This is a genomic window from Staphylococcus sp. FSL K6-0223 (genome assembly GCF_038008285.1).
The window spans coordinates 1-20845 of record NZ_JBBOYX010000007.1; the positions used below are offsets into that span (position 1 = coordinate 1).

Consider the following 20845-nt stretch of genomic DNA (forward strand, 5'->3'; position numbering starts at 1 on the left):
ATGCCCAATTTTGAGAAATACAATTTATCACAAGTAAAAACTGAAAGATTTTATCAACTGCCTAAATATTTATTTGAAGATACATATTTTAAGAAAATGTCCGCAGAAGCCAAAATTATGTATGCATTATTAAAAGATCGTTTTGAATTATCCATCCAAAATGAATGGGTAGATAAAAATAATAACATTTACTTTATTTTCAGTAATAAACATTTGTGCGAGTACTTAGGTTATGCAGAGCAAAAAATCATAAAATTGAAAAAAGAGTTAGTAAATTTTAATTTACTAACTCAAGAACGTGTTGGCCTTAATAAACCTAATAGATTATATTTATTAAAACCCAATTATGATATGGAAGTCAGTCGTACCAAGGAACTTCCAAATTCACAGTTCCAGAACAATGAATTTGGAAGTTCTAGAACTGTGAATCTAAGTGGTCAAGAACTTCCAAATTCACAGTCTAATGATACTGACTTAAATAATACTGATAATATAGAAACTGATAATAATGATACGTATGATATGAATGATATATATAACAATTCAACAAGTCATAATCATTCGGATCATACAAATCATCAACAAACCGAATTTAATAATGATGCGCTTAAGTTCCAAGTACTCGAAGAATTGCCACAACAACTTCAAGATTATTTAAGTAAATTTGAAATTAGAGAAATCCGAATTATTAAAAGTGTATTACTCAAAGGGAAGAAATCATTTAATAATGCACATTATACCTATTATCGTTTAGAAGATGTTGAATTTGAAATTTTAAGTGTGTTGAAACGTTTTAAAGCAATGCTGCTACAAAAAAATGAAACCGTCGAAACAATGCAAGGATATTTAATGCAATCCATTAAAGCTGAACTTGAAGAAACTCATGCACTTTATATGCGACGTCAAAATATGTCTAAATATAATGTTTTCAACCAATAGTTCAAATAACCTTATAATAATTCTAATTGATAAAATACTATTGTATTCATTTGGGCCATATTTAACTTTTAATATGTGTATAATAAAAATAGGTATCATTTATCAAAATTTGTTTTAAAAGCTTTAAAATACAGCTTAAAATCCCAATAAACTCATAATCCACCCTAAACACAATTCACGACGTCATTATTCTTGAACTCAATCAGAATTATGACGTCGTGAATCTAAATATTTCGCAAAAAAGTAAGTTCGTTGGATAATCAGATTTAAATACGATGGATGATGTTGTCGCGCATATATTACTAGGCTTTGAAATTCTGTAAAGTCTTGGCTTTCAATCATATCAATAATGTCATTAAAAAATTTCAGATTGTCCTTGCTCAAGTAAAAATTGATTTAGATCAAACCCACAACCACTTTCAATATCGTTGATATCATAAGGGGTTTTATCTGGATTAGATGCATGAATAAAATAGTCGAACATCCCTTTAGGAGACATAATAATTTCGATGTGACTCGGCGTATTTAAGTTTTGCTGAAGTAATTCAGAGACTTGAGAATAACTTTTTAATGAATCAAAGAATAAAGCCCCGTGCTTATGTGACTTCTTGATGGATCCCGTTGAATGATCGATATCTTGATTGTGCCATGGGCTTAAAATATAAGGAATATGCATTTGTTCAAGAATATCTTGATTGCAGTTAACAAATCATATTTTACAGATAAAAGATATTATATTAGCCAACAAGAATGGTTAGATTTATGGCGTGACGTAACGGGAATTTCAGAAATTACACAAGTTCAAGTTCAAAAAATAAGACAAAATAACAATAAAGAGTTATATGAAATGGCTAAGTATTCTGGTAAAGATAGTGATTATTTAATAAATCAAAAAGTATTTGATGCATTCTATAAATCACTTAAAGGTAAACAGGTATTAGTTTATTCAGGATTATTTAAAGAAGCACGTAAAAAATTGAAAAATGGGGATTTAGATGGTTCTGTTGCAAAGTTGAATTTATAGTATAATTTTAACAAAAAGGAGTCTTCTGTATGAACTATTTCAGATATAAACAATTTAACAAGGATGTTATCACTGTAGCCGTTGGCTACTATTTAAGATATGCATTGAGTTATCGTGATATATCTGAAATATTAAGGGAACGTGGTGTTAACGTTCATCATTCAACGGTCTACCGTTGGGTTCAAGAATATGCCCCAATTTTATATCAAATTTGGAAGAAAAAGCATAAAAAAGCTTATTACAAATGGCGTATTGATGAGACGTACATCAAAATAAAAGGAAAATGGAGCTATTTATATCGTGCCATTGATGCAGAGGGACATACATTAGATATTTGGTTGCGTAAGCAACGAGATAATCATTCGGCATATGCGTTTATCAAACGTCTCATTAAACAATTTGGAAAACCTAAAAAGGTAGTTACAGATCAGGCACCTTCAACGAAGGTAGCAATGGCTAAAGTAATTAAAGTTTTTAAACTTAAACCTGACTGTCATTGTACATCGAAATATCTGAATAACCTCATTGAGCAAGATCACCGTCATATTAAAGTAAGAAAGACAAGATATCAAAGTATCAATACGGCAAAGAATACTTTAAAAGGTATTGAATGTATTTACGCTCTATATAAAAAGAACCGCAGGTCTCTTCAGATCTACGGATTTTCCCCATGCCACGAAATTAGCCTCATGCTAGCAAGTTAAGCGAACACTGACATGATATATTAGTGGTTAGCTATAATTTTTACTTTGCAACAGAACCAAAAATTTGATAGATATATTCGGTTGGATCAATTTCTTTTAAGTAATCTAAATCCCCATTTTTTAATTTCTTTTTAGCCTCTTTAAATAATCCTGAATAAACTAATACCTGTTTACCTTTAAGTGATTTATAAAATGCATCAAAGACTTTTTGATTTATTAAATAATCACTATCTTTACCAGAATACTTAGCCATTTCATATAATTCTTTATTATTATTTTGTCTTATTTTTTGAACTTGAACTTGTGTTATTTCTGAAATGCCCGTTACATCACGCCATAAATCTAACCATTCTTGTTGGCTAATATAATATCTTTTATCTGTGAAATACGATTTATTTACTGCAATCAAGACATGAAAATGAGGATTATAATCATCTCGTTTTTTATTGTATGTAATTTCTAACTTACGAACATAACCTTTAAGAATTGATTTTACCTTTTTACGTTCAACCATTTTCTTAAATGCTTTATTATAATGCTTTATTTCATTTTCCAACTGTTCACTTTGTACATTAGGCGTCGTAAGCGTTAGAAAAATAAATTCCTTCTTTTCTTGCTGCTTAATATATTGCATCATCAAAGATAAACCCAACGCATCTTTTCTAGCTTTTCTCCAAGCGCAGACCGGACAAAATCGATTTTTACAAGAATTAGCTTTATATAATTTCTGTTTTTCTAAAGTTTTATCAGCTACAAAAGACAGAAATGTATTACAATCTTCAACTAAATCCATTTGATTCTCTCCAATATGACGTTTAATAAATTTCTGAAATACTTGATTTCTTTGTTTTTTCTCAGTATACTTTTCCATGTTATAACACATAAAAACAACTTAGTTTTCACAAACTATGACAATAAAAAAAGTTGCTTTTTCCCCTTTCTATGTATGTTTTTGATTAGACACCTAAAACGATACATTAATAGGTACGAAAAAGCAACTTTTTTGGGTTCTAAACCAGATATACCAACGCTTTAAGGGTAACTATTCAAAATCGAAATAGTTACCCTTATTATCAAGACAAGAAGAAACTCGTTTCCAACTCGTTTCAAAAATCATAAAAATAAGTCATGTAATTTATTAGAGCTTAAATCTTAATTACACTTATTTACTTCTAACGCAGTAAAACAAGAATAATGTTAATATAAACTTAAATTAACTATAAGAGGTGAGTAAAATTAATAATTCAAAACATATTGGTATATTAGCTATTACTGCACCAGGAGCAAGTTTAACATATCGCAAACTCGTAAAAAGCGCTTTTCAAAATCCTAACATCAACGGACATCCTAATATAACTCTACATAGTATAAATTATGCTAAATATAAATCTTCTAAAGGTAAAGGCAATATGGGTGAATCTTGGAAAGAACTACTCAAAGAAACTATTAATAAATTAGAAAATGCTGGCGCAGAACTTATTATTTGTCCTTCTAACACACCACACAAATTTCACAATGACATCATTGAAGAAATTAATGTTGAATGGTTACATATCGTAGAATCATCCAAAAATGAGATTCTTAAAAAGGGTTATAAAAAGCCGTTATTACTTGGAACAAAAGAAACATTAATAAGCAATACTTTTGAACCCTTCTTTAAAAATACTGATATCCCATTAATTAAACCTAACGAAAATGAAATAGAACATATAAACCAAATTATCAGCGATGAACTTATTAAAGATAATATTAGAAGCGATTCAAAAGAATTTTTTAAATCACTAATAAACAAATATAAAGAAAATGAAAATATAGACAGTGTTATTTTAGGCTGTACAGAATTACCTATTATCATCGACGAAAGTATAACAGATTTACATTTAATCGATACTACTCAAACTTTGGCGGATTACGCTTTAGATCATGCCATGAAATAATGTGATTGCTTTATTCCAATTGCTTTATTGACGTTGAGCCTCGGAACCCTTAACAATCCCAAAACTTGTCGAATGGTCGGCTTAATAGCTCACGCTATGCCGACATTCGTCTGCAAGTTTAGTTAAGGGTCGTAGTAGTCCCCCTTTTTCCAACTAAATTTGATAAATTCTAAACCAAAATACAAAAACAGGGCTAACAGATCACTTCGTGAAGTTAGCCCTAAAACCTAAACCATTAACTCAATTTATTTCTTTATACTCATTTTCTAAGAGACCCATATTTATAATATCCTGATAAAAACCATTTCTATAAATAGCCTCTCTATTACGTCCTTCTTCTTTAAACCCTAGTTTTTTATATAAATTAATAGCCTTATCATTAAATGAAAATACTTTTAAATAAACTTTATGCATATTCAATTCATTAAAAGCGTAACTTAACATCAAACTCGTAGAAGATTTTCCGTATCCTCCACCCCAATAATCTTTATTCCCAATATCAATAATCATCTCACAATTTCTGTTTTTAAAATCTATATTAACTAAAGAGATAATCCCAATACTAATTTCCCTAGACTTATCTACAATGATATAACCATGACTATTTTGAGAATTTAAAATCACATTTTCAAAAAAATTTTTTGTATTCTCGAGAGTATAAATATCTAGAAATGGACTAGTCGTTTTCATTACATCAATATTATTTCTCCAAGAATGATATAAATCAATATCACTTTCTTCCACTTTTTTTAAATATAATTTTTCGTTTTCAAACATAATATTCTCCCCTTTTTTAGATTTTCCCAAAGTTTGACCACTTAACCAGCCTAATCAAATTACCCATAAAACCCCTCCCTTTTTTATTAGATTACTAAAACTAATTGCTTTATTCCAATTGCTTTATTGACGTTGAGCCTCGGAACCCTTAACAATCCCTAAACTTGTCGAATCGTCGGCTTAATAGCTCACGCTATGCCGACATTCGTCTCCAAGTTTAGTTAAGGGTTCTTCTCAACGCACAATAAATTTTCTCGGCATAAATGCGATATAATCAAAAATAAGCAATAAATACTATTTCGAGGTGATAGTAGTTGGAAAACACTAATAATCTATTCGAAAGATTAGAAATATTAACAAAACCAGAAAATATAGAAACTACATTTTTTATTATCCTTAAATTCATTATTTTTATCATCATTCTAATGATAGGAGCGTTAATAGTTTTAGGAATATTGAATAGCAGAAGAAATTACAACCCTGAAAAAATTTGGAACAAAAGAAAAATTCGCACTCTTAAATCAGAAATTGGCGGAGGACAGGAATACTATTTTAGATACTGGATCTGGCAAAGAAATAAAAGAAAAAATATTCTAATCGCTTTAAGAGATTACTCTCCATATGAAGAATATTATCCAAGTCAAAAATGGCTAAAAAAAGATAAATCTAAATTACCATTCCGAAGAGAAATATGGGTTATAAAATAACTAACCTTCTTACTTTACATGTCTATTTTTCATCGTTATAATCTAGTTAAATCCCGTAAGGGCGCACTTATGCGTTCTAAAAAGAACGCGTGCAAAAACCATAATCGACCTTCGTCGATTTTTTATCTTAGTTTTAAGTAATCGGTGTTGCAGCACAGATATAAAAATTAATACTGCATTATTAGTAATCGACGTTGTAGCGTAGATATAAAAATTAATACTACATCGAAATTTAACTAAGATTTAAGCTACTAGTTTTTTACTAGTAGCTTTTTTATTTTCAAAATTTTAAATACCTTTATTTTGAATTTTAAGGGGGTATTTTAAAGATTTAGGGGTAAATCATATAGTTTTATACCTAAAAACCTACACAAGCTTTTAAAAAGCAAATATGAGCCAAATAAATATATTCTAATTCCACAAACAAAAATTTGAGCAAAACCAGTGAATGATTTTTTAGACACTGCCCAGTTACATGCAAATTAAAATTTTCATGATTTTTTATAGTTCCTAACAGGGTTAAAATTAGTATAACGAAAGTATAATGTTTATATAACGTTAGTATAATAAAGCATTTTAACATTATATTTTTGATAATCGTTTATCGTCGTCATCACAATAACTATTAAAATACTCGTGCATAATTCAACAGCTGACCTCCCAATAACTACATGGTGTTATCGGGAGGTCAGCTGTTAGCACTTATATTTTGTTATTGTTCTTCCTCGATTTCGTCTATCATTTTGTGATTAATTTCTCTTTTTTCTTGTTCAGTTAAGTCATAAAGTTCACTAGCTAAATACTCTTTTTGTTTCCAAATATAAAAAATTTGGTTCTGTTGAAAAGTTGAATTTATAGTATAATTTTAACAAAAAGGAGTCTTCTGTATGAACTATTTCAGATATAAACAATTTAATAAGGATGTTATCACTGTATAAATTAGTGGTTAGCTATATTTTTTTACTTTGCAACAGAACCATATTCTCTATACCCATTGCCCAAACGATTCGGATTCAAAAGTCCTTTTTCTTCATAGTATCTAATTGATCTAATACTAGCACCAGTTTCTTCAGATATTTCTTTAATCAACAATCTTATGACCTCCTTGTGATTTTTAAGTAAGTATAAAGTATCACATTGTGTTAGGGTCAAACATGTTACAAAAACATCTAAATATTAGTTAGTATTAATGTACAATCTATTAAAACGATAATAACCAAATGTATCATTGTCCTAAAAATTTATTTAATATTATTCTCTTGTGTATGTTACTGTTAGCAGAGCGAGCAAGCACAAGATTACACCACTATATAACACACTTGTAATGGGCAAACCCATTATTAAACTCATATTTCCAATGAATGTGCCAATAACTATACCAAAGGTAATCATAGAATTTAGAAATGTCATTACAATTGTATTTCCACCAGCGATCTTTGTTACTCTTACAACAGTAGCAGGATTTAAAGAAATTCCTGATAATCCAAAAAGTATAATAGCAATAATTACTATCAATGGGTTGTCAATGAATATAATAAAAAGAGCGAAAGCTACTATCATTTGAATAATACCAATTTTTAATAGTTTAAATGTGTATTTATCTCCATATTTACCAACTAAAAAATTTCCAATTAGCGTCATTACACCATAAACTCCCAAAAGTATTGGTAATTGGTCGATGGTAAATACACTAGCCTTAGTAAATAATGGCTCAAAGTAACTAGAAATACCAAATGTGGCACCAATAATTAAAAAAGCTGTTAAATATGCTAACCATAATTTTTTAGACTTAAGTAATTTTAACTCATCTTCTAAATTGATATCATTTTCACTTGGTACTTTAGGTATAAAAAGTAAAACTAAAATAAGACTTATAAAAATAAATATTGAAATTAAAAGGTAACTTAATTGCCAGTTAAATTGGTGTCCAATAAATGTTGTTAAAGGTAACCCGATAATACTACCTAACATTAAACCTGAAAGAACAATAGATGAAGCAGCTCCTTGTTTTTCTTTTGGGACCTGACTAAAAGCAATATTTAATGATACCGCAATTGCAACTGAAGATGCACCACCACTTAGTATTCTTGAGATTACCATAATTGGATAATTTGTTGTAATTCCACCTATGGTTTGGCCAATGAGAAATATCACAGAAACACCGACAAGTAATGTTTTAGGAGTTACACGAATAAATAATATTGTAAATAAAGGTCCGACAATAACCATAGATAGCGCATAGTATGTAATAAGCATACCAATTTGGGAAACTGATACATTAAATGATTTTGCCATTGCACTCATCAATCCAGAAATAAATAATTCTGATGTCATAGTGGTGAATAAAACTAGTGTTAAAATCCATAATTTTTTCATGTTTACTCCTTTTTGTACCATTTGGTACATAAAAATTTAAAATAATAAAGACTATTTAAAAATAGTCTTTATTATTAGATTTTTTCTTTTTTCAGCAGTGGACAACGTTTCTCTATCAATTGCATTTAATATTCTAAAACCATAATAATCTATTAAAAATTTTTCTTTCAGTTCATTTAACGTATAATTAGTTTCGAGTAATTCATCTTGATTACTTGCTCTATCAAAAGCTGTTGAAATAATTTTTTTAATTGCTTTCATATTTTTTTCCATTAAGGCTGTTACTTCTGAGTCATGATTACCAATTTCTAAATAAGAATTAATCATATAACAACCTTCTCTGTCTTCATCGTTGAAGTCAATACTTAGCCCCCATTGCAATAATGAATCAATTCCCATTTTCACTGAATTTTTATTCATCACTTTTTCATACTGTATCTTAATACCTTCGTTCACATAATCTTCTAGTGTAAGTATAAATAAATGATGTTTGTTTTTAAATGAATGATAAAGACTACTTTTTCCTAATTTAGTGGCATCGCAAAGTTGTTGAGTTGATACATTATAATATCCTTGTTCCCAAAATGTATTTTTAGCAATTTCAAGGACATCATATTTATTATACTCTTTTGGTCTTCCTTGTTTCATCATAATCACCTTTTTCTAAACAAAATATAACATATTGTACCAATTAGTACAATATGTTATATACCCTAAAAATTAATTAATCAGTGAAAATTTCTAACACAGACGAAAATCCTTTTTGTAAATCTTGAACAAAAAATTCGGATACTTTTAAAGAAGGAAAGTGACTACATTTGTCTGTTGTTTTCCAATGAATAGTATTACGATAACGAATTCGTGAATATTTATCGATGTCTTGAGGATAAATAGTTACTGTTTAGGACATATCTACGCATAAATCAGGATAGAGTGAATGAAGACTTTCATAGTAGATTCTTGCTGAAGATGTATCAGAACGTGTGAACCAGTATAAGTATACAATTATTAAGTATATGATTCTAAATATTGTTTCAAATGGTTCGTTAATGAGAAAAAGAATATAAAAAAAATAGAGAGCATATTTACGCTCTCTTTTCTTGTCTTATTATTAAAAACTCATAATAGATTATGATCATTTGTTTTGAGACGCTGTGAGAAGCTCTCAGTTGCATTGAAACAAAGTTTATTAAATCAAATCATTATCGTTTTTAATTCTGTAAATCGTCTGCCTTGTTATATTTACTTCTTTCGCAATTTTACTAATTGATTGGCCTTCTTCTAACATCTCTACAACGCGATGATAAATAATACGTTTCTGTGGATCTTTAGCATTTGGTGAATAAAGTAAAGGTCGCCCTTTATATACACCTTTTGCCTTCGCGACTTGAATACCTTGCGCTTGTCGACGTTTACTTTCATTTCGTTCTTGTTCTGAAACCATTGCTAAGATTTGAACGATTAAATCTTTCATAAATTTATCTAATAGTGGATTACCAATCACTTCATTCATCATAGGTAAGCTAGTAATCATCAATTGAACTTCTTTGTCTTTTAAATAATTAACTGTCTTAATCACCTCATCATAATTACGACCTAAGCGATCAATCGATTCTACGACAAACCGATCCCCCATTCTCACAAAGTTAAGTGCTTCTTGAAATACCGGTCTATTTTCAATAGATTTACCAGACTGTTTTTCTGTGAAAACTTTTTCAACACCAAACATTTTTAAATTTTCTAGTTGTCTCTCTAAATTTTGATCTATAGAAGATACTCTCGCGTAGCCAACAATCATTGATTTCACCTCGCAATTAATATACACCCTAATCATACGCTTTAGTTATTGTAATTTCAATAACCTTATTTGTATGATTAGGGTGTACCACAAGTAGACATATAGACAAATATTTTTACTTTTTAGCGCTTTTAACATTATCAAAAGGATTATTTAACTTATGTTTAATACTAACTATTTATACTTATTAAAATAGAGTTAAATTTTATTGAAAGGACTCATTATGATGGCTATAAAATTTATAAGACAATACGATGAAAAGGATTGTGGTCCTACTTGCCTTGCCATGATTTCACAGTTTTATGGTAAGCGTGTATCTATCCCACGTTTGCGCGAATATGCTAAAACAGATAAATTAGGTACAAATTTATATGGTCTCGTACAAGCAGGTAAAAAGATTGGTATTGAGTTAACTGGCGTAAAAGCTGATTCCTTTGATGATTTAAAACAAGCACAATTACCAGTTATGGTACATATTATTAATCAACAAGGTTATGATCACTATATCATTATTGAAAAAATAAAAAATAACACGCTTTATATTGTCGATCCTGCTAAAGGTAAATATAAGTTATCAAGTACTGAATTTGGAAAATATTGGACTAATATTGCTGTATTAATTGATAAAACAGATGATTTTACTACTGACAATGAATCACCCTCGTATCTTAATATTTTTATTGATATATTTAAAAATAATTATGGAAAGTTGTTATTTATTGCTTTTATCTCACTATTTATTAATATTGTTGGTATTGTCGGGGCTCTATATTTTAAATTATTAACCGATCATATTATTCCATCCAATGTTCTTAAAAATTTACATATTATTAGCTTCGGTATTTTACTTTTATACATAATCAATGCACTCATTAATTATTTAAGGTTTCAACTTATTTTACATTTAAGTTTGAAAATCGATGTTAATTTAATGAAAGATTATTTTTATCATGTTTTACATCTTCCGATGAACTTTTTTGATACACGTAAATCTGGCGAAATCCTACAACGTTTCATGGATACATCTAAAATTCGTGAAGCTTTATCATCTTCAACGGTAACGTTGCTAGTTGATACTTTCATGATTATTATCGGTGCTATATTACTTTATATGCAAAGTCCTTTGTTACTACTGATAACAATTATTTTTATACCTTGTTTTATTATTTGTAGTTACACTTTACGTAAACCTTTTGAAAAATATAATCAAAAGGTGGCTGAAAAAGATGCTGAATTGAGTTCATATTTAATAGAATCCTTTGATGGTAGTAATACTATTAAAAGTTATCAATCTGAAGACGATCGTTTCTACATTGGTACTACTAAATTTAATGGTATTATTGAAAACTTATTAAAACTGGGTAGATTTTCTAATATACAATTAACGGTTAACAACTTTTTAAAATTAACTATCAGTCTTGTTATATTGTGGCTTGGTAGTTACTTAGTCATGACGGATAGTATGACGTTAGGTAGTTTATTAGCTTTTAATGCCTTAACTATTTATTACCTTGATCCTATTGAACGTCTCATAAATATTCAACCAACACTGCAATCTTCATTTGTTGCAGCACGTCGTATTGCTGAAATAACTGATTTAGAGACCGAAACTGAATTATATACTTCTAAACAACCTTATACTTTTAAAAACAACATTCGCATTGAAAATGTAAACTTTCAGTATGGCTTTCGAAGTGTGGTATTGAAGGATATTAATTTAAATATTAAAAAAGGGCAAAAGGTTGCTATTGTTGGTGAAAGTGGTAGTGGTAAATCAACCATAGGTAAGTTGCTCAATCGCTATTACACTTCTTCAGAAGGTAATATTATGATTGATGACTATAGTATTGATGATATTGATCTTTCCGACTTACGTAAGAATATAGGATATGTTTCACAAAACACATTCCTTTTTGCTGATACAATTAAAAATAATCTTCTACATGGTAGCAATAAGCATAAAAGTGATGAAGATATCGTTAGGGCTTGTCAACTAGCAGAATCCCTAGATTTTATACAGAAATTCCCAGATCAGTTTAATACTATGTTAGAAAAAGAAGGATCTAATCTATCGGGTGGACAATCCCAACGCTTATCTTTGGCACGTACTTTCTTAAAAGACCCTGATATATACATTTTTGATGAAGCTACAAGTGCTTTAGATAGTTTAACTGAAAACAAAATTATGGAGCATATCGATTTACTAACTCAACGTGGTAAAACCGTAATTATTATTTCACATAAGTTAAGCACTATAAAAAATGCAGATAAAATTTATGTCTTAAATGATGGAGAGATTGTTGAATCTGGCATTCATGATACATTAATTCAATTAGATGGTGTATATAACACTTTATGGAAACTACAAATGAATATAGACTAGATCATTTAATATTATTTGTATATATACTCTATTTATTTAATATGATTAATTGATTAAATAATTAAATTTAAAAAAATCCCCATATAACTATCTGTTTACAATAATTTTACAATCACGTGTTAAGTTATACACTGTAAGATTTAATAATTCAAAGGAGGAAATTTCGATGAAAACATTAAATATTACGGAACTTAAAAAGGTTAACGGCGGAGAAGTAAATGATGCGAGACGTAACGGTGAAAAAACAGGTAACTTTGCAAGAGAAACTAAAAACTTTATTAAAGATATTGGCGAAACTATCTCTTCTTTCTCACCATTCAAAAAAGGTTAATAAATATAATTAAATTTACAATGTACTACGATAGTTATAAATAGACTTGAAGGAGGACTACATTATGAGAGAATTAGATGTAAAGGAATTAGAAACAATCAATGGCGGTTGGTGGTCTAAAGAAGACATCGGAGGATTTTGGAACGGTGTAAAATGTGGTTGGACTGACGGTGAAAACTGTAGCTACAAATAAGTAAAATTGATTAACAAGGAAACTAGCATAGATGCACCAATCCCCTCACTATTGCCGTAGTGAGGGGATTTTTAGGTGTGACTATGGTCGCCTATTTATTATTGCGATTACGTAGAAAATGCGTAAATAACGGAACAATACAACCACTGATGACTGTGGTCGTGATGTGAACAAGGATTTTTCTAGCATAGATTAGCACCTCCTCTCTGCGTCTAAATTGACGCCTGAGAGATAAGCGCCCTTTATATTATCTGTAATGGATGAATTACAGATAACATCCTTGTTAAATTGTTTATATCTGAAATAGTTCATACAGAAGACTCCTTTTTGTTAAAATTATACTATAAATTCAACTTTGCAACAGAACCTTGTCAAGGATTCCGAGGCTCAACGTCAATAAAGCAATTACTTTTAAGATAGATTATTATTTTCAAATAATTGTTTTGAAATTTCTTTTGCTTGTTTAAGATTTAATATTTTATGAGATTCTTTATTTGGCAAACTATTTAAATAGTTTTCGGCGTTATTTTTGCTTGTGAAAAAGTGTATGTAAGGACAGCAATTTTTGTCACAATCTTCTTTTTGACAAACATCTTTGTATGAAATGTAAATATTACTTTTGTTGTGATTGATTATTTTATTATCTTTTATTTCTAGCTTAATTTTTTCTTTAGTTAATTCGTCTTCGCTTAAAATTAATATGTTTAAGCTTGTTGTATAATATATACCTATGGCGTCTATTGCACACATTGCAAATAAGGGTTCTTTGCTTTTGTTTGTATAGACGAGTTTATTTGTTTTTTCAGAAGATATAGGATATATACATTTGATTTTATCATTTTCAGTAGTTATAACTTTTTTGTCTATTAAAGATTTATATTCAGGGATTACATCTAATTTTTTATTAGGGTTTTCACAAATTTTATTTATGATATTATTTCTTAATTCGTTTTCTTTTTGATTTAAATCTTTTGTAAAGTTCAATTTTCTGTCTCCAATCGTAATTATTACGATTTAATTATACATGAAATTTCTTTTTTAGAAACGAGTTTCTTCTTATCTTGATACTATAAAAAAAGCAAAGATATAACATAAAATGACTTATCGGAAGTTATCTATTATCCCTTATTCAGAGATGATATAATATACAGGTCGCCTATCTCTCAGGCGTCAATTTAGACGCAGAGAGGAGGTGCATATCAGATGGTCGAAGCTCTTGTTCACATCACGACCACAGTCATCAGTGGTTGTATTGTTGCGTTATTTACGCATTGGCTACGTACACGTAACAATAAGAAAAAATAGGCGATATTAGCCAACACCTAAAAATCCCCTCACTACTCGCAATAGTGAGGGGATTGGTGCATATAATGCACGAAGCTCTTGTTGTCTAAATTATAACACTGGTTAGTAGAGGAATGCAAAAAGTAGTAATACTAGCTAGCCATACTTTATTAGTAATAAATGGTGAAAGAACATTTATAATAGAAAGACATGTTAAAATAAAAACGATGAAATTACTCATTTTAACTTTTTGATTAATTTTATGTTGGCGTTTATTGTTTATAACAAGAAGATATTGATCATAAATATTTTGTATTTCTTCAAATTCCTTAGTATTCACAAAATCCTTTTCTAAAACCTCTCGTAATTGTTGAACAGGTAAATAGTTAATAGAGTAACCTTGTATTAAACCTCTAATTAGTACACTTTCCATATATCTTTGTTCCAAATCATCAAAGATATCATGACTATAGGTTCTAGTTGCTTTAAATGGTTCTGTTGCAAAGTAAAAAATATAGCTAACCACTAATATATCATGTCAGTGTTCGCTTAACTTGCTAGCACGATGCTAATTTCGTGGCATGGGGGAAATCCGTAGATCTGAAGAGACCTGCGGTTCTTTTTATATAGAGCGTAAATACATTCAATACCTTTTAAAGTATTCTTTGCCGTATTGATACTTTGATATCTTGTCTTTCTTACTTTAATATGACGGTGATCTTGCTCAATGAGGTTATTCAGATATTTCGATGTACAATGACAGTCAGGTTTAAGTTTAAAAACTTTAATTACTTTAGCCATTGCTACCTTCGTTGAAGGTGCCTGATCTGTAACTACCTTTTTAGGTTTTCCAAATTGTTTAATGAGACGTTTGATAAACGCATATGCCGAATGATTATCTCGTTGCTTACGCAACCAAATATCTAATGTATGTCCCTCTGCATCAATGGCACGATATAAATAGCTCCATTTTCCTTTTATTTTGATGTACGTCTCATCAACACGCCATTTGTAATAAGCTTTTTTATGCTTTTTCTTCCAAATTTGATATAAAATTGGGGCATATTCTTGAACCCAACGGTAGACCGTTGAATGATGAACGTTAACACCACGTTCCCTTAATATTTCAGATATATCACGATAACTCAATGCATATCTTAAATAGTAGCCAACGGCTACAGTGATAACATCCTTGTTAAATTGTTTATATCTGAAATAGTTCATACAGAAGACTCCTTTTTGTTAAAATTATACTATAAATTCAACTTTTCAACAGAACCATTATTTCTTTGTTCGCCAAAAGTATTTCTCTTATCACAAGTAAAATTTAGGTTTGGCAAGTATTGGATTTGCTAGCTACTAACGTGGTAGCATCGCTTGCTTGTTGGGAATCGTCCCCAAGCCCCTTAGTATTTTTTTGCGAAAAAATAGTGGCTAATTACTAGCCACTCATAGTTCAAAACCATAAATCTATATACTTAAAAAAAGAAAGATAGTTGTAAATTTTATCATTGAAAACAAAAAGTTGAAAATCTTTAATCAATATTAATGTGTACCTTAAATTATTAATAGTAAATGACAAAAAAACAAAGAGCTACCAATTTGGTAGCTCTTTGTTATCCTCAATTTTCATATATAAATATGAAATAAGAAGACAAGGTCCAAAATTAATTTTAAAATCTTTTGTATTAAAATTCAATAACCATTCTTTATTTTTCTTATTTTCATATTTATAGTAACTAATTTTTTATTGTTTTTTTCTGCGCAAATTAAATAATATAGCCAATGAACCGAAAATAGCGAAGATACTACCATTAATCATTGATGGCTTTGTATCTTTACCTGTTTCAGGTAGTTCAGGCTGTTCAGGAGTGTCACATGGTTGTTCAGGTTGTTCAGGCTGTTCAGGCTGTTCAGGTTGTTCAGGAGTGTCACATGGTTGTTCAGGTTGCTCAGGCTGTTCAGGCTGTTCAGGCTGTTCAGGTTGTTCAGGCTGTTCAGGTTGCTCAGGCTGTTCAGGCTGTTCAGGTTGTTCAGGTTGCTCAGGTTGTTCAGGCTGTTCAGGAGTGTCACATGGTTGTTCAGGTTGCTCAGGCTGTTCAGGTTGCTCAGGTTGTTCAGGTTGTTCAGGAGTGTCACATGGTTGTTCAGGTTGCTCAGGCTGTTCAGGTTGCTCAGGTTGTTCAGGCTGTTCAGGAGTGTCACATGGTTGTTCAGGTTGCTCAGGTTGTTCAGGCTGTTCAGGAGTGTCACATGGTTGTTCAGGTTGTTCAGGCTGTTCAGGCTGTTCAGGTTGTTCAGGAGTGTCACATGGTTGTTCAGGTTGCTCAGGCTGTTCAGGCTGTTCAGGTTGTTCAGGAGTGTCACATGGTTGTTCAGGTTGCTCAGGCTGTTCAGGCTGTTCAGGCTGTTCAGGTTGTTCAGGCTGTTCAGGTTGCTCAGGCTGTTCAGGCTGTTCAGGTTGTTCAGGTTGCTCAGGTTGTTCAGGCTGTTCAGGAGTGTCACATGGTTGTTCAGGTTGCTCAGGCTGTTCAGGTTGCTCAGGTTGTTCAGGTTGTTCAGGAGTGTCACATGGTTGTTCAGGTTGCTCAGGCTGTTCAGGTTGCTCAGGTTGTTCAGGCTGTTCAGGAGTGTCACATGGTTGTTCAGGTTGCTCAGGTTGTTCAGGCTGTTCAGGAGTGTCACATGGTTGTTCAGGTTGTTCAGGCTGTTCAGGCTGTTCAGGTTGTTCAGGAGTGTCACATGGTTGTTCAGGTTGCTCAGGCTGTTCAGGCTGTTCAGGAGTGTCACATGGTTGTTCAGGTTGCTCAGGAGTGTCACATGGTTGTTCAGGTTGTTCAGGCTGTTCAGGCTGTTCAGGAGTGTCACATGGTTGTTCAGGTTGTTCAGGCTGTTCAGGCTGTTCAGGTTGCTCAGGTTGTTCAGGCTGTTCAGGAGTGTCACATGGTTGTTCAGGTTGTTCAGGCTGTTCAGGTTGTTCAGGCTGTTCAGGTTGCTCAGGCTGTTCAGGCTGTTCAGGAATTAAATCTCCATCTCCAGCTCCATTACCTCTAGAAAACTCTGAAGATCTATCATTCAAAGTATATTCATAGCCATCTCCTGTTAATTCAACACTATTAGTATAAGCTCTATTTGTCCCATTACTTGGAGTAGTAGTATATGTAATATCGTAAGCTGAATTAATATCGTTTAAAAAATCAATAATAAATCCATTGGTAGTAGGTTCTAATCTATATTCAGTGAATGGAGATCCAATTTTCTCTTGATCAGAATCATAATTCCTAATACTTAAAGAACCTTCATCATAAGTTAATCCTTCACCCAGTTCATCAGTAAGCTTTGCGTTAGAAATTAATTGGTTATCTAAATTAACTCTAACAGTCCAACTAACTTTATTGTTTTCATCAACATATCCCCATTTATTTAATGGTTTTCTATCAACAACATGGTCTTCTACCTTAAATGAGTATCCTTTTGTACCGATTTTAATATCATAAGTTTCTCCTTCTTTAACTACATCTCTATTAAATGTAGTTTCAAAATCCATCCAACCTTTTGTGTTTTCATGAGTAGAAAGGTAGTCGTTTTCGTCAGTCAATTGCACTAAAACATTTCCATTTTTCTCAGCTATTACTTTTCCAATTACTATTTCATCTGAAGTGACTAAGTCAAAATTTACATTATTAGATAATTTAAATTGTTCTGGTAATGTAAATGTAATTTCATCACCTTTAGAATAACCTGTCGCATCCCATTCGTATCTTATTTTTTGACTACTCCATATAGATGCTTCACCTTTATCATTGATATTTTCAATTGTAAAATCCGAATCTGTAATAAATGTAGGTGAATTTTCTTCAGTTGATTTAGATGTTACGTCATTTTCTTCAGTTGATTTAGGTGTTACGTCATTTTCTTCAGTTGATTTAGATGTTACGTCATTTTCTTCAGTTGATTTAGGTGTTACGTCATTTTCTTCAGTTGATTTAGGTGTTACGTCATTTTCTTCAGTTGATTTAGGCGTTACGTTACTTTCTTCAGTTGATTTAGGTGTTACGTCATTTTCTTCAGTTGATTTAGGCGTTACGTCATTTTCTTCAGTTGATTTAGGCGTTACGTCATTTTCTTCAGTTGATTTAGGTGTTACGTCATTTTCTTCAGTTGATTTAGGCGTTACGTCATTTTCTTCAGTTGATTTAGGCGTTACGTCATTTTCTTCAGTTGATTTAGGCGTTACGTTACTTTCTTCAGTTGATTTAGGTGTTACGTCATTTTCTTCAGTTGATTTAGGTGTTACGTCATTTTCTTCAGTTGATTTAGGCGTTACGTCATTTTCTTCAGTTGATTTAGGTGTTACGTCATTTTCTTCAGTTGATTTAGGTGTTACGTCATTTTCTTCAGTTGATTTAGGCGTTACGTTACTTTCTTCAGTTGATTTAGGCGTTACGTTACTTTCTTCAGTTGATTTAGGCGTTACGTTACTTTCTTCAGTTGATTTAGGTGTTACGTCATTTTCTTCAGTTGATTTAGGTGTTACGTCATTTTCTTCAGTTGAATTCTCATTATGTATACTATATAGTTGATTTTGTTCAGATGGAATTTCATCTGCATATGCTTCATGTGCTTCAAAGCCTAAAAACATGGCTGATCCTATAACTACTGAACCAACTCCCATTGTAAACTTCCTAATACTAAAAATTTTTTTTTCTTTTTTCATAATTTCCTCCAACTAAATAAATTTTTAGATGTATACAATATCTACTTTACAATGCAAAGTCTTTTAAGTAAATAGTTAATTTATGAGGTTCTATTGTAAAGTTAGAGGAAAAATAAGTAATTATCAATTTAACATATTAATGTCTCTTAACTAATATACGACTAGTTTCGTGACATGGCGAAAAATTATAAATCATTGATTGATTTAATGGTATGATTAAATGACTTAAAAAAGTAGGTGTATTAAAAATTTCTTAACTTATAGTTAAAGTTAATTAGCCCCCTATTGAATAATATTTATAGTTAGAAAGGAATTAATGCTATGTCAATAAAATATATCCATCAAGGTTCTGTTGCAAAGTAAAAAAGTTCTGCTTGATTTTGCATTTATTAACATAATCGATGATTATCATAAGTTCTCACTATATAAAAGGCACTAAAAGTTTATAACTTTTAGTGCCTAATTAATTATTTTAGCTACCAAACAAACGACTCCAAAACCCCTTTTTAGGTGTTTCTTCTTTCCTATCCTCAGGCCCACTCTCTATTTCTTCAGATGGTTTATCATCTTTCGCTAATACGTCTTCGTTTTCACTGTCATCCTTTTTCTCTTCAGTTATATCCTTATGATTTACTTCTGCTTCTATTGGTTGGCTTTTCTTTTGTTGTTGGTTGATATTTTTAGGTTCTTCAGTAAAAGTTGCTTCTTGCGGATTAATGCTTTGTCTATCATTAGTCGCTGTATCAAAAGAGTAATTAAGCTGTCTTTCTTCTTCTAATTGATTTTCTAGTTTTTGAATCTTTTTATTACTTTCTAAAGCTAATATTTGTTGATTCTCCAACAGTTTATTTAATGTATTAACATTGCTATTTTGTTGATCTAGTTGTTTAGTTAAATTCTCAATATATTTTTCATCATTTTTAGCTCTAGTTTCAAAGATTTCTATTTGCTTTTCTAATTCATTTGCTTTTGTTTTTAATGTCTCAAAACTATTTGAATTATTATATATATACTTTTCAACCTCTGCAGTATTTTCATCAAATCTTTCTTTTTTTATTGATTCTTTATTTTGCGTTGTACTTTCTTTCTTAGTAATCTTTTCTATAATTTTCAAACAATCATTATCATTAATATAATTAATTCCATTTTCTTTTTCAAAAGATATATTTAATCTTTTAGCATTATTAACAATAGTTTGTTTAGTTACATTCAATTCATCAGCAACCATTTTAATAGTTTTCATAACATCCATCCTTAGGCACCTAATTTAGTACCTAAATTTTACCATCTAACAAATATTATTTCATCTTTTGCTATCTAATTTTACTACCTAAGTACCTAATTAGCTGCCTATCGAAGATTTTCAACACCTAATTAGGTACTAAATTAATAAATTTTATCATTTTGAAGTTGTAATGTGCTTTTAACTACACTTAAAACGCTTTATATACGATCTTAAAAGTGTTAATATTACTTTATGAATATTAAAAGAGCCGATGCTATTGGCGTAGCATCGACTCTCGGTAATAAAACGATTCGCATTCGTCTGTTTATATAATTTTTTGATACTTGTATTATATATATCTAATCATCTAAGTGCAAGCACAAAACATATAACTTACGTAAAAATTGTTTTATTACCTCAATCCAAAAAAGTGGAAATGAGGTTTTTATT

22 protein-coding genes and 1 pseudogene are annotated in these 20845 nt (G+C 30.4%); 9 read left to right on the forward strand and 14 right to left on the reverse strand.

Annotated features, from left to right (window positions below):
* Nucleotides 1-939, forward strand: a complete 939-nt coding sequence (locus tag MHI13_RS23210) for a replication initiator protein A (protein WP_340762200.1) — start codon at nt 1-3, stop codon at nt 937-939.
* A gap of 198 nt (nt 940-1137) precedes the next feature.
* Here MHI13_RS23210 and MHI13_RS23545 read toward each other — a convergent pair whose 3' ends face one another.
* Together MHI13_RS23545 and MHI13_RS23550 are read right to left on the reverse strand one after the other, a co-directional pair.
* A complete protein-coding gene (locus MHI13_RS23545) occupies nt 1138-1281 on the reverse strand; it encodes a hypothetical protein (protein WP_445684219.1) in 144 nt (47 codons plus the stop codon).
* 13 nt (nt 1282-1294) lie between these two features.
* Nucleotides 1295-1615 carry a Rep family protein gene (locus tag MHI13_RS23550; protein ID WP_445684220.1) on the reverse strand — a complete coding sequence of 107 codons (321 nt, stop codon included), beginning with the start codon at nt 1613-1615 and terminating at the stop codon, nt 1295-1297.
* A 9-nt stretch (nt 1616-1624) separates the two neighbouring features.
* Between MHI13_RS23550 and MHI13_RS23220 the strand changes: the two are divergent.
* A pseudogene (locus MHI13_RS23220) lies at nt 1625-1963 on the forward strand (protein rep); the annotation flags it as partial.
* 29 nt (nt 1964-1992) lie between these two features.
* The gene (locus MHI13_RS23225; RefSeq protein ID WP_340762202.1) at nt 1993-2667 is read left to right on the forward strand and encodes an IS6 family transposase; all 675 of its coding nucleotides are present in this window, start codon (nt 1993-1995) and stop codon (nt 2665-2667) included.
* A gap of 40 nt (nt 2668-2707) precedes the next feature.
* Here the strand turns inward: MHI13_RS23225 and MHI13_RS23230 are convergent, their stop codons facing one another.
* Entirely contained in the window at nt 2708-3538 is an 831-nt protein-coding gene (locus MHI13_RS23230; protein ID WP_340762203.1) for a protein rep, read from the reverse strand.
* Between the two features lie 355 nt (nt 3539-3893).
* Between MHI13_RS23230 and MHI13_RS23235 the strand changes: the two genes are divergently transcribed.
* Nucleotides 3894-4604, forward strand: a complete 711-nt coding sequence (locus MHI13_RS23235; protein WP_070835445.1) for an aspartate/glutamate racemase family protein — start codon at nt 3894-3896, stop codon at nt 4602-4604.
* Between the two features lie 240 nt (nt 4605-4844).
* Here MHI13_RS23235 and MHI13_RS23240 read toward each other — a convergent pair whose 3' ends face one another.
* The gene (locus MHI13_RS23240) at nt 4845-5381 is read right to left on the reverse strand and encodes a GNAT family N-acetyltransferase (RefSeq protein ID WP_070835512.1); all 537 of its coding nucleotides are present in this window, start codon (nt 5379-5381) and stop codon (nt 4845-4847) included.
* Between the two features lie 314 nt (nt 5382-5695).
* Here MHI13_RS23240 and MHI13_RS23245 point away from each other — a divergent pair, with 314 nt between their 5' ends.
* Entirely contained in the window at nt 5696-6088 is a 393-nt protein-coding gene (locus MHI13_RS23245; RefSeq protein WP_031824197.1) for a hypothetical protein, read from the forward strand.
* A gap of 960 nt (nt 6089-7048) precedes the next feature.
* Here the strand turns inward: MHI13_RS23245 and MHI13_RS23255 are convergent.
* The 4 genes from MHI13_RS23255 to MHI13_RS23270 form a co-directional block, all read right to left on the reverse strand.
* Nucleotides 7049-7180: a MerR family DNA-binding transcriptional regulator gene (locus MHI13_RS23255; protein ID WP_340762210.1), complete on the reverse strand. Its 132-nt coding sequence runs from the start codon at nt 7178-7180 to the stop codon at nt 7049-7051.
* 159 nt (nt 7181-7339) lie between these two features.
* A complete protein-coding gene (locus MHI13_RS23260) occupies nt 7340-8464 on the reverse strand; it encodes an MFS transporter (RefSeq protein WP_340762212.1) in 1125 nt (374 codons plus the stop codon).
* Nucleotides 8465-8515: 51 nt separating this feature from the next.
* Nucleotides 8516-9112, reverse strand: a complete 597-nt coding sequence (locus MHI13_RS23265) for a TetR/AcrR family transcriptional regulator (protein WP_340762213.1) — start codon at nt 9110-9112, stop codon at nt 8516-8518.
* Nucleotides 9113-9653: 541 nt separating this feature from the next.
* Complete coding sequence (locus MHI13_RS23270) at nt 9654-10262, reverse strand: recombinase family protein (protein ID WP_340762216.1); 609 nt, start codon at nt 10260-10262, stop codon at nt 9654-9656.
* A gap of 226 nt (nt 10263-10488) precedes the next feature.
* Here MHI13_RS23270 and MHI13_RS23275 point away from each other — a divergent pair, with 226 nt between their 5' ends.
* From MHI13_RS23275 to MHI13_RS23285, 3 genes are all read left to right on the forward strand, one after another.
* Nucleotides 10489-12645 (forward strand): peptidase domain-containing ABC transporter, encoded by a 2157-nt coding sequence (locus tag MHI13_RS23275; RefSeq protein ID WP_180542377.1) that lies wholly within the window; start codon nt 10489-10491, stop codon nt 12643-12645.
* Between the two features lie 166 nt (nt 12646-12811).
* Nucleotides 12812-12976, forward strand: coding sequence for a bacteriocin (locus MHI13_RS23280; protein ID WP_180542375.1), 165 nt, complete (start codon nt 12812-12814; stop codon nt 12974-12976).
* Between the two features lie 64 nt (nt 12977-13040).
* On the forward strand, nt 13041-13169 hold the full coding sequence (locus tag MHI13_RS23285) for a hypothetical protein (protein ID WP_257643470.1): 129 nt from the start codon (nt 13041-13043) through the stop codon (nt 13167-13169).
* Nucleotides 13170-13260: 91 nt separating this feature from the next.
* Here MHI13_RS23285 and MHI13_RS23290 read toward each other — a convergent pair whose 3' ends face one another.
* Entirely contained in the window at nt 13261-13362 is a 102-nt protein-coding gene (locus tag MHI13_RS23290) for a type I toxin-antitoxin system Fst family toxin (protein ID WP_340762232.1), read from the reverse strand.
* Nucleotides 13363-13580: 218 nt separating this feature from the next.
* Nucleotides 13581-14153 carry an organomercurial lyase gene (gene merB / locus MHI13_RS23295; protein ID WP_001011857.1) on the reverse strand — a complete coding sequence of 191 codons (573 nt, stop codon included), beginning with the start codon at nt 14151-14153 and terminating at the stop codon, nt 13581-13583.
* 219 nt (nt 14154-14372) lie between these two features.
* Here merB and MHI13_RS23300 point away from each other — a divergent pair, with 219 nt between their 5' ends.
* Nucleotides 14373-14474, forward strand: a complete 102-nt coding sequence (locus MHI13_RS23300) for a type I toxin-antitoxin system Fst family toxin (protein ID WP_000228874.1) — start codon at nt 14373-14375, stop codon at nt 14472-14474.
* Nucleotides 14475-14559: 85 nt separating this feature from the next.
* On the opposite strand, the gene MHI13_RS23305 is transcribed toward MHI13_RS23300, so the two are convergent.
* From MHI13_RS23305 to MHI13_RS23320, 4 genes are all read right to left on the reverse strand, one after another.
* A complete protein-coding gene (locus tag MHI13_RS23305; protein ID WP_180526081.1) occupies nt 14560-14979 on the reverse strand; it encodes a hypothetical protein in 420 nt (139 codons plus the stop codon).
* Nucleotides 14980-15002: 23 nt separating this feature from the next.
* The gene (locus MHI13_RS23310; RefSeq protein ID WP_180552970.1) at nt 15003-15677 is read right to left on the reverse strand and encodes an IS6 family transposase; all 675 of its coding nucleotides are present in this window, start codon (nt 15675-15677) and stop codon (nt 15003-15005) included.
* Between the two features lie 523 nt (nt 15678-16200).
* A complete protein-coding gene (locus tag MHI13_RS23315) occupies nt 16201-19170 on the reverse strand; it encodes a collagen binding domain-containing protein (protein ID WP_340762229.1) in 2970 nt (989 codons plus the stop codon).
* A gap of 472 nt (nt 19171-19642) precedes the next feature.
* The gene (locus MHI13_RS23320) at nt 19643-20413 is read right to left on the reverse strand and encodes a DUF536 domain-containing protein (protein ID WP_313660801.1); all 771 of its coding nucleotides are present in this window, start codon (nt 20411-20413) and stop codon (nt 19643-19645) included.
* Nucleotides 20414-20845: the final 432 nt, after the last annotated feature.